This window comes from Gordonia sp. SMJS1, assembly GCF_029866425.1.
GTDB lineage: Bacteria > Actinomycetota > Actinomycetes > Mycobacteriales > Mycobacteriaceae > Gordonia > Gordonia hongkongensis.
This window is the reverse complement of the sequence record NZ_CP123381.1, coordinates 4,556,031-4,568,806: the sequence shown is the minus strand read 5'-3', so window position 1 is coordinate 4,568,806 and position 12,776 is coordinate 4,556,031. Positions and strand designations below refer to the sequence as shown.

General features: G+C 66.3%; 9 protein-coding genes and 1 pseudogene. 3 read left to right on the top strand and 7 right to left on the bottom strand.

Going from position 1 to position 12,776, the window contains the following annotated elements; genetic code table 11:
- Window positions 1–50 precede the first annotated feature (50 nt).
- On the bottom strand, window positions 51–1,730 hold the full coding sequence (locus QAD21_RS20685; RefSeq protein ID WP_280360195.1) for an FAD-dependent oxidoreductase: 1,680 nt from the start codon (window positions 1,728–1,730) through the stop codon (window positions 51–53).
- A gap of 178 nt (window positions 1,731–1,908) precedes the next feature.
- On the opposite strand from QAD21_RS20685, the gene QAD21_RS20680 reads away from it, so the two are divergent.
- Entirely contained in the window at window positions 1,909–2,769 is an 861-nt protein-coding gene (locus QAD21_RS20680) for a 3-carboxyethylcatechol 2,3-dioxygenase (protein ID WP_175401198.1), read from the top strand.
- A gap of 126 nt (window positions 2,770–2,895) precedes the next feature.
- Here the strand turns inward: QAD21_RS20680 and QAD21_RS20675 are convergent, their stop codons facing one another.
- The 4 genes and pseudogenes from QAD21_RS20675 to QAD21_RS20660 form a co-directional block, all read right to left on the bottom strand.
- Complete coding sequence (locus QAD21_RS20675) at window positions 2,896–3,696, bottom strand: enoyl-CoA hydratase-related protein (RefSeq protein ID WP_065632521.1); 801 nt, start codon at window positions 3,694–3,696, stop codon at window positions 2,896–2,898.
- 43 nt (window positions 3,697–3,739) lie between these two features.
- Window positions 3,740–4,837, bottom strand: a complete 1,098-nt coding sequence (locus QAD21_RS20670) for a CaiB/BaiF CoA-transferase family protein (protein ID WP_065632522.1) — start codon at window positions 4,835–4,837, stop codon at window positions 3,740–3,742.
- A complete protein-coding gene (locus QAD21_RS20665) occupies window positions 4,830–5,135 on the bottom strand; it encodes a hypothetical protein (RefSeq protein ID WP_065632523.1) in 306 nt (101 codons plus the stop codon). Before QAD21_RS20665 ends, QAD21_RS20670 begins: the two co-directional genes overlap by 8 nt.
- Window positions 5,136–5,180: 45 nt before the next feature.
- Window positions 5,181–6,691 (bottom strand): annotated as a pseudogene (locus QAD21_RS20660) (AMP-binding protein).
- A 280-nt stretch (window positions 6,692–6,971) separates the two neighbouring features.
- Here QAD21_RS20660 and QAD21_RS20655 point away from each other — a divergent pair.
- Window positions 6,972–9,116: an acyl-CoA dehydrogenase gene (locus QAD21_RS20655; protein WP_083207507.1), complete on the top strand. Its 2,145-nt coding sequence runs from the start codon at window positions 6,972–6,974 to the stop codon at window positions 9,114–9,116.
- Complete coding sequence (locus tag QAD21_RS20650) at window positions 9,113–10,297, top strand: CaiB/BaiF CoA-transferase family protein (RefSeq protein ID WP_065632526.1); 1,185 nt, start codon at window positions 9,113–9,115, stop codon at window positions 10,295–10,297. Before QAD21_RS20655 ends, QAD21_RS20650 begins: the two co-directional genes overlap by 4 nt.
- A gap of 118 nt (window positions 10,298–10,415) precedes the next feature.
- On the opposite strand, the gene QAD21_RS20645 is transcribed toward QAD21_RS20650, so the two are convergent.
- On the bottom strand, window positions 10,416–11,186 hold the full coding sequence (locus QAD21_RS20645; protein WP_065632527.1) for an SDR family NAD(P)-dependent oxidoreductase: 771 nt from the start codon (window positions 11,184–11,186) through the stop codon (window positions 10,416–10,418).
- A gap of 203 nt (window positions 11,187–11,389) precedes the next feature.
- Window positions 11,390–12,724, bottom strand: a complete 1,335-nt coding sequence (locus tag QAD21_RS20640; RefSeq protein ID WP_247450262.1) for a TetR/AcrR family transcriptional regulator — start codon at window positions 12,722–12,724, stop codon at window positions 11,390–11,392.
- Between the last annotated feature and the right edge of the window lie 52 nt (window positions 12,725–12,776).

The following is a 12,776-nucleotide window of genomic DNA, read 5'->3' as shown; positions in this document are numbered from 1 at the left end:
ATCGTGAGTAGCGATGCGTCGGAGCTACGACAGGCGTGTCGCGAGGTACCTCAGTCCCCGCGGACCACCGCCCTCATCGAATCGACGTCGACGAACTTCACCCGCGGTCGCTTACGCGGCTTGCCCGCGGCCTTCTCCGCCTTGTCGATCAGGGTCCAGCCGGCGAAGTCGACGACTTCGGGTGCTCTCTCGGCCAGGAGTTCCGCGAACGAGTCCGCGTCCTGCGGCGGATCGGCAAGAGCTTCGGCGACGTAATCCTGGAGGAGGAGATCCACGGTGTCGGCTGCACATTTCTTGTTGGTTCCGATGACACCGGACGGACCACGCTTCACCCAGCCGGTGGCGTAGACGCCCTGAACGGGCTCGCCGCCGTGCAGAGTGACGACCCGGCCCTCGACGTTGGAGATGACCCCGCGAGCGTCGTCGAACGGCACTCCGGGGACCGGAACGCCGCGGTAGCCGACCGCGCGCAGCACCAGGGTCGTCTCGATGGCGTCGGTGACGTCGGTGGGAACGGCGACGACTCCGCCGGACTCGGTCAGTTGCAGTTCGTTGCGTGTGATGCTGATCGACTCGACGTGGTCTGTCCCGGAGATCTCGGTGGGGGAGGAGAGGTATCGCAGGACCAGACGTTTCGCCGCGCCTGTGTCGCCGTCCGCGGCAACCCTGCGGGCCAGGGAGATCTTCGCCTTCACCGACGACTCGGTGTCGGCGGCCTCGAGGATGCCCTGCGTGACCGGGTCGATCTCGACGTCATCCGGGTCTATCACGAGGTCGACGCCCGGAAGATGGCGCAGTGCCATCATCTCGGGGTTGGTGTAGCCGGCTTGTGCGACACCGCGGCGGCCGAGGACCACGACCTCGCGGATGTTGCTCGTGCGCAGCACCTCGAGTGCGTGATCGGCTATGTCGGTGCGGTCGAGGTCATCAGGATCGGTGAGCAGAATCCGAGCGACGTCGAGGGCGACGTTGCCGTTGCCCACGATGACGGCGCGCTCGCCGCTCAGGTCATAGGTCCGGTCCGCGTAGTCGGGGTGGCCGTTGTACCAGCCGACGAACTCGGTGGCGGTATGACTGCCCGGGAGGTCCTCGCCGGGGATGCCCAGGCGACGGTCCGACGACGCTCCCACCGCGTAGATGACCGCGTGGTTGTGGGCGGGCAGCTCCTCGTGCGTCAGATCGACGCCGATCTCGACTCCGAGGTGCAGCCTGAAGTTCTTGCGGCGCTCCAGTGTCCGGAAGATGTCGGTGACCGCCTTCGTGCCGGGATGGTCGGGGGCGACCCCTGAGCGCACCAGTCCGTACGGCGTGAGCAGGCGCTCGAACATGTCGACCTGAACGCCCTTCAGCGAGATCAGCTCGGCGGCCGCGTAGAACGCGGCCGGTCCCGAACCGACGATGGCCACGCGCATATCCGAGAAATCCGCTTTGCGCCACAACGGTTTCGGGACGTCGAGTTGTCCGGACTGCAGGGGGTGCTGTTCGAAGTAATCGGCATTGAGCTCGATGAACGGGAGCTCCGGGTCGTCCAGTTCGTCCTCGGCCTTGATCGCGTCGACGGGGCAGGCCTCCACACATGCGCCGCAGTCGATGCATGTCTGCGGGTCGATGTGCAGCATCTCGGTCCGCATGAAGTCCGGTTCGTCAGGCGTTGGGTGGATGCAGTTGACCGGGCAGACATCGACGCACGATGCGTCGTTGCAACAAGCTTGCAGGATCACAAAAGCCACGTGAGTCAACCTCCAATATCTGACAGTTACGTCTAGTTTGATCGTGAGTGTGTGCCTCTGTCAAGGGATGACCGAGCCGCTCTCGACTGGGTTCGGTATTTGATCTAACGTCTGTGTCACTATTGATCGGTGGGCGGCGCGCGGGCGGGCCACCCACCGCGTACGGACGAGGAGTGACATGACCGAACAGAACCGCTTGGTGGTGTGCGCGAGCCACAGCCCCGGCATGGAGCGCGACACCGATCTGGTCTTCGGAACGGAGTTCCGGGCGGGTCTGGCCGAGGCACGCGCCGTGGTAACCGAGTTCGACCCCGACTTCGTGGTGTTGTTCGGTGGCGACCACCGGCGGGCTTTCCGCCACATCGTCCCGACCTTTGCCGTCGCGCTGTCGGCCTCGATACTTCCCGAAGGCGGCCACGCGGAGGGTCGCCTGGACGTTCCGGCTGACATCGCCGCCGAGCTCGGCGCCCATCTGCTCGACTCGGAGTTCGACATCTCGATCTGTCGGGAGGTCGGCCTCGACCACGCGTTCGCGCAACCGCTACGAGATCTGACCGGAGACCTGAATGCGTACCCGGTCATCCCGCTACCCATCAACTGTGCGACCGGGCCGCTGCCGTCGGCTGCGCGGGTCCTGTCGTTCGGCGACGCGGTCGGACGGTTTCTCGACACGATCGACGCGCGCGTGCTCGTCGTCGGGACCGGCGGACTGTCGCACTCGCCGCCGAGCCTGGAACTCGATGCCTTCGACATCAGCGACGAGGAGCGGCGGCGCGTGATCACCGAGGGCGCCGCGGCCGCGCGGAAGAAGATCAAGCCCGAGTGGGACAGGGCCTTCCTGGATGCGCTGGCCGAGTGGGATGGTGCCGAACTCGCCGCACTCACCGACGACGCGCGTGCGCAGGCCGGCGTCGGCGCCAACGAGGTGCGAACCTGGCTCGCAGCGGGCGCCGCCGGCGGCGGGAAGCCGCTGCACACCGTCGCCTACCAGCCGGTCGAAGAATGGATCACCGGCATGGGTCTCGTCGTATCGCGTTGACCTGCGCCCGGCGACCGACACGATGAGGGGGTGGAGCCCCTGGCGCATCGCTACCAGGGGTCTCTCGCGACAGCCTCAGTTCGGCCGTCCGGACAGGTGGTCCGTCCGCCCGGAGGACGCGACCGGTCAGCGGCCCTGCCAGACCGGGGCGCGCCTCTCCGCGAATGCGCGCGGGCCCTCCTTGGCATCCTCGGAGCCGGCGACTGCGGGCAGTGCCGCGTTCGTCATCTCCCAGCCGACTGCTTCCTGAGGACGATCGCCACTCTCGTTCTGCGCCAGGGCGATTCGCTTGGTGGCGGCAACCGCGAGCGGCGCGTTGCCGGCGATCGTCGCAGCGAGCGCCAGCGCGGTGTCGAGAACGTCGGCCGCGGGCACCACCCGGTTGACCAGATGCAGGTCGAGTGCCTGGGCCGCGGTGATCGACTCGCCCGTCAACAGTAGTTCCATGGCGACCGCCGGCGGGAGTTTCGCGGCGAGACGGAACGCGCCGCCTGCTCCGGCGATCAGCCCGCGGGTCACCTCCGGCAACCCGAACACCGCGGTGTCGGCCGCAACGACCAGATCGCTGGCGAGTACCAGTTCGGTGCCGCCGCCGAGCGCCGGTCCGTTGACAGCCGCGATCGTGGGCTTGCTGATCGCCTGTCCGACGTATCCGGCCAGGCCCCACTTCTCGCGTCCGGGCGGGATCACAGCTTCCCCGCGCATGATCGCCTTCAAGTCGGCGCCGGCACAGAACGCCTTGTCGCCGGCTCCGGTGAGCACGACTGCGCGAACGTCGGGATCCTTGTCTGCTTCTGCCAGGGCATCCCCCACCAGAATGCACATCTCGGCGTTCACGGCGTTACGCGCCTGCGGGCGGTTCAGCGTGATGAGCAAGACGTGGCCGCGGCGCTCGATCAGCGCGGGGGCTTCGGCAGTCACGGTCATGATCAATTCCTCCAGGATCGGTAGTACGGACAACGGTTGACGATCAGGCCCAGACGTCCGCGGTCTCGGCCGGACGGCGAGGCGGTGGCGTCGGTAGTGCAGGCGACGTCCGTGAGAACGCCGGTGCCGGTGCGGGTTGGGTGACCCCGCCGATCGCGGTGAACACACCGCGACCGACCATGTGCGCATCGGTCTCGGCTTCGGCGAACGTCAGCACCGGGGTGACACACGCGTCGGTCCCGGCGAACATCGCGGCCCACTCGTCCCGTGTCCGCGAACCGAAGCGTTCGGTGAAAATCGTGCGCATCCGCGGGAAACCGGCCGGGTCTCGCTGCTCGCCCACCTCGAGCGGATCGATACCGAGTACGGCGAGGAGCTCCGAGAAGAACTGCGGCTCCAAGGCGGCGACCGCGACGTACTTCCCGTCAGCACACTCGTAGGTGTCGTAGAACGGCGCGGACCCGTCGAAGACGTTGACGCCGCGATCGTCTGACCACCGACCCGCGCCACGCATGGCCCACAAGAGGTGCCCGAGCATGGGGGCGCCGTTCACGATCGCGGCATCGACGACCTGGCCTCGACCCGACGACTGTCGCTCGACCAGGGCCGCGACCAGCCCGATCACCAGAAACATCGAGCCGCCGCCGAAATCGCCGAACAGGTTCAGCGGCGGCACCGGGCGTTCACCCGGCCGGCCCACGGCGTGGAGCAGCCCGGTCATGGCGATGTAATTCAGGTCGTGCCCGGCTTCGGCGGCACGCGGACCAGTCTGTCCCCATCCGGTCATCCGGCCGTAGATCAGTCGCGGATTGAGCTCGGCGACGTCGTCGGGTCCGAGGCCCATCCGCTCCGCCACGCCCGGACGGAACCCCTCGATCAGGATGTCGGCTCGCTGAACGAGCCCCCGGATGTCACGCAGGTCCGCCGCGTCCTTCAGGTCGGCCTCGACGATCGTCCGACCTCGAAGTCCGGCCGCGGCGGGGCGATCCGGGGCCAGCGAGCCACGACGCTGGACGCGGACGACGTCCGCGCCCAGATCGCCGAGCAACATCGCGGCGTGCGGCGCCGGTCCGACACCTGCTAGTTCGAGTACGCGAATCCCGCCGAGCGGTCCGCGCGCCGAAGTTGCGCCGTCAGTCACTCGAGGGGAGTGGCTTGGCGCTCTTGACGTCCAGCAGCTTCCCGTCCAGCGACAGGCTTCCGGTGCCGGGCTTGGTCACCAGGATCTCGACGGTGTCGTCGGCGTCGACGTAGCGTTTGCCGATCTGGGTGCCGCCGTCGAGGCCCGCGGCGGGGCTGAGCCCGGCCACCGGTGACTGCGTCACATCGATCATCGGCTGACCCCCGCAATCGAGTGCTGCCTCGCCTGCCGGCGCCTTGATGATGATGACCTGGGTGCCACAAACCTGGCTTTGTAGACGACTTCCGGTCTTGAACACGGTGTCTCCGTTCTCTTGCTGATCGGATCAGGTGGTGTGCACGCGCTACGCGTGTGCGGTCGCAGGACGATCGACGATGTCCTCGACGACTTTCTTGCGCAGTATCTTTCCGGTCGCGGTTGCCGGGAGGTCGTCGAGGAAGACCACCCTGTCCGGTGTCCGGGAACCACGGAGGCGCTCGCGTACGTAGGTGCGCAGTTCGTCGTGGTCGGGCGAGGAGCCCGCCTCGACGACCACGGCGGCCACGATGGCCTCACCCCAATGAGCATCGGGCACACCGACAACCACCACCGAATGGACCGCGGGATGCTGTACGAGTACGTCTTCGATCTCGGCGGGTGCAATGTTCTCGCCGCCACGGATGATGGTGTCGTCGTTGCGCCCCACGATGAACAGATACCCGGCGGAATCGGTGTATGCGAGGTCCTTTGTGGGAAACCAACCTTCGGCGTCGAGGACCGACCCGGCCCCCATGTACTCACCGGAGACCTGCGGTCCACGTACCCACAGCTCGCCTTGCTCGCCGTCGGCCACCGGGAGGCCGTCGGGGCCACGCAACTGGATCTCGATCCCGGGCACCGGCCGGCCGACGGAGCCCAGGCGTGCCTGGACGTCGCGATCGTCGCTCTCCATGGCCGCGCGATGGTCGTCGGGACCGAGAAGGGCAATGGTCGAACTCGTCTCGGTCAGTCCGTACGCATTGACGAAGCCCGCCTGGGGGAACGCGCGTAGCGCTGCTTCGAGGGTGGGGCGCGGCATCCGTGCCCCACCGTAGGACAACGATGCGAGAGCGGGAAGGTCGGCCGGCGCACCCGCGAGGGCATCGACGATACGGTCCAGCATCGTCGGCACGACCATCGCCGAGGTGGCGCCCTCGCGGCGGGCGAGTTCCACCCACCCGTGTGCGTCGAACTGGGGAAGATAGATCATCCGCCGGCCCGCGTAGACGTTCGTCAGGATCGTGCCCATCCCGGCGATGTGATAAGGCGGAACGCTGATCAGCGCGCCCTCGTTGTCCGCTGCGGAGCCGTATTCCACTGTGCTCATGACGTAGCTCAGCAGATGGCTGTGTCGCAGGATCACACCTTTGGGGGCGGAGGTGGTCCCGCTGGTGAACAGGACGATGGCCGGATCGTCGGGGTCGACGTTCGCGGCCGGCAGGGGGTCGGCGGCAGCGGCCCGCGCGGCCGTCGCGAACTCCTCGGTGGTCGTCACGTTGTGATCCGACGACAGTTCGGACACGTATCTCGGGTCTGCCACGACCAATGGAGAGCGGGTGCGCGCGATCAATTGCTCGAGTTGCGCGGCGGCCAGGCGGTAGTTCACCGGGACGAACGGGACATCGGCATGGGCCGCGGCGAACAGCAGCACCGGGAGTTCGAGTCCGGATTCCCCGAGGAAGACGACGTTCTCGGCGCCTGCCTGCGTGATGACGGTCGCTGCGCCGGTGACCAGTTCACCGAATTCGGCGTAGGTCAGGGAGGCTCCGTCGACGTGATGGCCGTCTTGTCGGGGTTGCCCGACAAGGCCATGTCCAAGATCAGCGAGATGCTCATTCAAGACTTCCAAATCTCTCGTGTGAATGACGTGGGTCACTCCTGCACGGAACCATAGTAGATCATCTGACACCCTGTCCATGCAATGGCCGAGCCGAGTCCCTGACGCGGATGCGGCGAATATTTGCCCAGTTCAGAATCCATCATCGCAAGATGGGGGTGCCGAAGCCTGCTCGGTCCGGCCGCGATCGAGCGAGTCTTGAATATCGGTGATCTGACATCTAGGGTCAGTTTCGAACGTCGACAGGCCCGACGAGTTCGCAATCGAAAGGTGGCCGAGATGGCGCTTGCCATATCCTCCGAACACATTGACCTGGCCGACGCCGCCGTCGGCCATCTCGCGCGGCACGGTGTGCGTGCGGCTGCGCGGGCCTCTCTGGACGGGGCTGTCGAACTCGAGACCTTCTGGTCGAGCACTGCAGACCTCGGTTGGCTCGGCTTGCACCTACCGGAAGAGTACGGGGGCTCAGGCTACGGCATCGCCGAATTGGCCGTTGTCCTCGAGGCGATGGGGCACGAGTTGGCTCCCGGCCCGTTCCTGTCGACCGTGGTCGCGTCGGCCGTGATCGCTCACGCGGGCGACGAGGATCTCCGCGCCGAACTCCTCCCGGGTCTCGCCGACGGTTCCACGACAGGCGCTGTGGGGCTCGCCAATGGATTGTCCCGCGACGCCGACGGTCTGATCAGCGGCCAGGTGCGCGCGGTGTTGTCGGCACCTGAGGCAGACCTCCTCGTGCTTTCCCTCGGCGACGACCTCGTCGTGCTCGACAAGGCCACAGCCGGCGTCGAGGTCGCGGCGGCCGAGGCCCTCGACACCACTCGCGGTATCGGCACGGTGTCGCTGACCGCAGTCGCGGTCCCGACCAACCGTGTTCTGCGCAGCGCGAGTCGGGCGGGCCGCAGTGTCCTTCGCGTCCTGGCCGCCGCAGAGGCGATCGGCGGCGCGCTCGCGTGCCTCGAGATGGCCACCGATTATGCGAAGGTCCGCGAACAGTTCGGACGGTCCATCGGGTCATTCCAAGCGGTCAAACACCACTGCGCCAACATGCTCATCGCCACCGAGGCGTCGATCGCGGCCACCTGGGACGCGGCGCGTGCGAGTGACATCGACGGCATCTGGTTCGCCTCGGCGGTCGCTGCCGCGTACGCGGGCCCGGCCCAACTGGGCAATGCCCGGATGAACATCCAGCTGCACGGGGGCATCGGGTTCACCTGGGAACACGACGCCCACTTGTACTTACGCAGGGCGACCACCGTGGCCGCGATTCTGACCGACGGCGTCGATCCGCTCGCCGACATCGTCGATGCGTATCGTGCGGGGCAGGCGCAGGGCGCGTCGTTCGACCTGCCACCAGAGGCCGAGGAGTTCCGCGCGGCTGCACGCGCCGAGGCGCAGGCCGTACGATCCCTGCCCGAGGGGCAGCGCCGTGACCACCTGGTCGACAGCGGATACCTCGTGCCGCACTGGCGTAGGCCCTGGGGACGCGAGGCCGGAGCGATCGAACAACTGGTCATCGAGGAAGAGTTCGAGGGTATCGACCTGCCCGATCTCGGGATCACGGGTTGGGTCAATCTCACCATCGCGCAGGTGGGTTCGGATGATCAGCGAGAGCGGTGGATCGAACCGGTACTTCGCGGTCGCGACCAGTGGTGCCAGCTGTTCAGCGAGCCCGGCGCGGGTTCGGATGCTGCTGCTGTCCGGACCGTCGGCAAGAAGGTCGACGGCGGTTGGCGCGTGACCGGCCAAAAGGTCTGGACCAGTGTCGCTCTCGAATGTCAGTGGGGCCTCGCGACCGTCCGCACCGATCCGGACGCCTCGAAACATGCGGGTGTGTCGATGATGGCGATCGACCTCTCGTCCGAGGGAGTCCAGATTCGTCCGCTCCGCGAGATCACCGGTGAGGCGCTGTTCAACGAGGTCTTCTTCGACGACGTGTTCGTTCCCGATTCCGATGTGGTCGGGGAGGTGGGCGAAGGATGGAAGGTCGCCCGGGCCACTTTGGGCAACGAGCGGGTTTCCATCGGCGGCGGCAGCGGTTCCATCGACTTCGGCGTCGCGGAACTGGTCAAGTTGCTGGACGGGACCGGCGCCCGTGACGCGGAGCATCGGGTCGGCGAGATGATCGCCGAAGCCCACACACTGCGTCTCCTCAATCTCCGCCAGGCCGCCCGAGCGGTCATCGGTGCCGGACCAGGACCCGAGGCGAACGTCACCAAGCTGATCAAAGCCGAACACTCGCAACGAATCACCGAGCTGGGCATCGACCTGGCCGGTACCGCCGCGGTCACCGGAAACACTCCCGGCCTCACGTACGCCTACCTGTTCGCGCGTTGCCTGACCATTGCCGGCGGCACGTCTGAGATCATGCGCAACACCATCGCCGAACGTCTGCTGGGCCTGCCGCGCGAACCATCGGTTCGATGACCCCCTCCTTGCCGCTCGTCGGTATCACGGTCATCAGTCTCGAGCAGGCGGTGGCTGCGCCGTATGCCACTCGTCAGCTGGCCGACCTCGGCGCGCGGGTCATCAAGATCGAGCGCCCCGGGGTCGGGGACTTCGCCCGGGGTTACGACGAGACGGTGCACGGGGATTCGAGCTACTTCGTCTGGCTCAACCGGTCCAAGGAATCGTTGACGCTCGACCTCAAGAGCGAGGTCGGGCAGCGGATTCTGCGCGAACTGCTCGCAGATGCGGACGTGTTCATCCAGAATCTCGGTCCGGGGGCAGTGCGCCGGATGGGTTTGGGTGCCGACGACCTCGAAGCCTCGCATCCCGGTCTGATCGTCTGTGAGATCACCGGTTACGGAGAGGGGCCGTGGCAGTCGCGGAAGGCCTACGATCTGCTCGTCCAGGCCGAGGCCGGTCTGATCGCGGTGAGCGGGACCGAGGACGAGGCCGCCAAGGCGGGGATCTCCGTGGCCGACATCGCGGCCGGGACCTTTGCCTATTCGGGTATCCTCGCCTCGCTGTACACGAGGGCGACGACGGGCCGCGCGCCCGCCGTTTCGGTGTCGCTCTTCGAGGCCCTCGCGGAGTGGATGGGTTCCCCGATGTACTACTCCCGGTATGGAGGCACCGCTCCGCGTCGGACCGGAGCCAGGCATGCGACGATCGCGCCGTATGGTCCGTTCACCGCCGGTGATGGCGGTATCGTCCTGCTCGCCGTCCAGAATCAGCCCGAGTGGCAACGACTTTGTGCGGAGGTCCTCGGCCTGCCGGAGTTGGCGGATGATCCCAGGTTCACCAAGAACCCCCTGCGCGTGCTCAACCGGGAGGAACTGGAGGCGATCATCACCGCCGCGATCCAATCCCTCACGGCGGACGAGCTGGAAGACAAGCTCGAGGCCGCGGGTATCGCCAACGCCCGGACGAACACCATGGTGCAAGTGTGGGACCATCCGGTGCTGGCCGAACGCAAGCGGTGGCGCACCGTGCGCACACCCGGCGGACAGATCGGTGCGTTGTTACCGCCGGCTGATCTGAGGGGGGTCGATCCCCGGATGGATCCTGTTCCGGCACTGGGCGAACACAGCGAGAAGATCTTGGGGGAACTGGGCGTGGACGCGGCGACGATCGATCAGTGGCGGCACGCGAACATCGTGTGAGGCAGCGGTGAGCTGTGGCGGTTGCCTCCCGGCGCGCCCTACCCCATCGCAGACAACAACGGATCGAGTCGCTCGCCGGTGAGCGACTCGATCCGTTTGTTGTGTGGTCGTCAGGGTCCTATTTGGGCTGGAACCGCAGCGCTCCGTCGATGCGAATGACCTCGCCGTTGAGGTAGTCGTTCTTCGCGATGTGCTCCACCAGGGCGGCGTACTCTGACGGGCTACCCATCCGAGATGGGTAAGGAACCGTTGAACCCCAGTACTTTTCGGCCTCCTCCCGTTCCATCTTGAAGGCCGGTGTGAAGAAGGTGCCCGGTGCGATGGCCATCACGCGGATGCCCTGCTTGGTGAGGTCGCGCGCGGCAGGCAGCGTCAGACCGACGACGCCGCCCTTGGCCGCGGAGTAGGCGGTCTGTCCGATCTGACCTTCGAACGCGGCGATGCTCGCGGTGTTGACGATGACACCACGGTTGCCGACCTCGTCGGGCTCGTTCTTGGCCATCGAGGCGGCGCCGAGTCGCAGGACGTTGAAGGTCCCGTTGAGGAACAGATTGACGTACCACTGGAACTGTTCGAACGAGGCCGGCTCACCGTCGCGACCGACCACGCGTGACGCGCCAGCGGACCCGCCGTGCGCGTTGACGACTATCCGAAGGGGCGCAAGCTCGTTGGCGACCGCGAGGGCCGCGTTGACACTGCTCTCGTCGAGCACGTCGGTGCTGACGTAGCGCACGTGGTCACCGAGTTCGACTTCGAGGGCCTTGCCTTTCTCATCGTTCAGGTCGGCGATGACCACGGACGTACCCGCGGCGGCCAGGGTGCGAACCGTGGCCTCTCCGAGACCGCCGGCGCCACCGGTGACGAGCGCGGATGCGCGACTGATATCCATCTGAAGCTTCCTCTCCTGCTGCGGCATTCGGTCGAATGCCGATCAGACCACCCGTAATGAGTTCCCTCAAAGATGACATAGTCGTCAGAAGTAGTCAATGACGGACGGGTCCCAGGCTTCAGATGTCGTGTAAAGCAACGCTTCTGGCGAAGCAACTTTCCGACCATGGGTCAGAAGAGCACCGACGAGTCCGGTCTCAGGGGTCAGGCCAGATGGCTGAAGAATCCGCGCCGGATGCACGCGATCAGGAGATCGGCGGTCTCGTCCTCCGACAGCGGAGGTGACTGTTCCCGCGCGGCCTGCGGAATTCTGGCGACCAGTGAGCGGAAGATGATGGCCGCGACCACGGGGTCGAACGGATAGTCACGTCGCGTCGCGACGAGGTCGGCCACCATCGCCGCATCCATGGCCGCCTGCCCGCAGACGCCGAGTTGACCCACGATGTCGTTGTCCGTGGTCTGCTCGTTCCACGCCCCGATCGAACCCGAGTAGCGCCTCATGAAATCGTCCAGGCTGCGGATCCAGGCACGGAGCTCTGTGGTGTCCGGGTCGGTGAGATTGATCTTGCTCAGGCGCTCGGCGTGATCTATCGCCAGATCGGCGGCTTCGATGCTGATGGCGACCAGGAGGTCCTGCTTCTCGCTGAAGTACTTGTAGAACGTCCCGCGGGCGAGTCCGGCCTCTTCTACGATGTCGTCGACGCTCGTACGGTGATATCCCTTGAGCTGGAACTGCTTCGCGCCGGCATCCACCAGAGTGCGCACGGTGTTGATCGCACGCTTGCTCAGATTCGCGGTCCGGTCCTCGACGGACAGGCCGACGGTCGAAGGCAGCGGAGGCACCTCGATGACCACGTCCTCGGGCGGCGTCTCCAGAGGAATGCTGTTGAGGACGGACGACGGGGTCTCGGGGAACAGCAACAACTGCAGGTAGACAGACAGCGAGTCGACCACCGCCTGGGTGTCTCGACCGTAGGTGCGATCAGTGGCGAGGAACAGGTTGATGCGGTGCACGATCGCGATCATCGCCATCGCGGCCACCCGCGGTTCGATTCCCTGCAGGTCCGAACGCTCGAGCCTGTCGGTGACCAGCTTTGTGTAGGCCGACATGAAAGTGTCGATCTGCGGCCGGACGGAGGTGTCGGACATGGCCACACTCGTCCACTGCACGAACATCGTGGAGTATCGGTCGAAGACCCAGCTCCACTCGCCGAGCCACCAGTTGAGGTTGTCGAATCCGACCTTGGTCGGGCCCAGCGGGCCGATACGCCGCGCGACCCGGAACAGAGCCCGCCCGCACACATCCAGGAGTTCGAGGAAAATCTCGTCCTTGCCGGGAAAGTACTGGTAGAGCGTGGCCCTCGAGATGTCGGCCTCTTTGGCGATGGCGTCCACGGAGGTGTTGAAGAAGCCCAGCCGGCCGAACAGATCCAGGGAGACCTCGACGATCTTGGTGCGTGTGTTCGCGCCCCGGCTGCCCACCTCGGGGCTCGACGGGCCATAGCTGGCCCTGCGCGTTATCGGCGTTGCATCTGACATGGGAGTTCAGCCTAACCGCTGATCGCCACAGCGGACGACCGACCGTCCCGAA

Excerpts from the sequence above, each read along its gene's own strand:
- QAD21_RS20680 (WP_175401198.1), top strand. The coding sequence starts at position 1,909 with ATGACCGAACAGAACCGCTTGGTGGTGTGCGCGAGCCACAGCCCCGGC.
- QAD21_RS20675 (WP_065632521.1), bottom strand. The coding sequence starts at position 3,696 with ATGACCGTGACTGCCGAAGCCCCCGCGCTGATCGAGCGCCGCGGCCAC.
- QAD21_RS20655 (WP_083207507.1), top strand. The coding sequence starts at position 6,972 with ATGGCGCTTGCCATATCCTCCGAACACATTGACCTGGCCGACGCCGCC.
- QAD21_RS20650 (WP_065632526.1), top strand. The coding sequence starts at position 9,113 with ATGACCCCCTCCTTGCCGCTCGTCGGTATCACGGTCATCAGTCTCGAG.
- QAD21_RS20645 (WP_065632527.1), bottom strand. The coding sequence starts at position 11,186 with ATGGATATCAGTCGCGCATCCGCGCTCGTCACCGGTGGCGCCGGCGGT.
- QAD21_RS20640 (WP_247450262.1), bottom strand. The coding sequence starts at position 12,724 with ATGTCAGATGCAACGCCGATAACGCGCAGGGCCAGCTATGGCCCGTCG.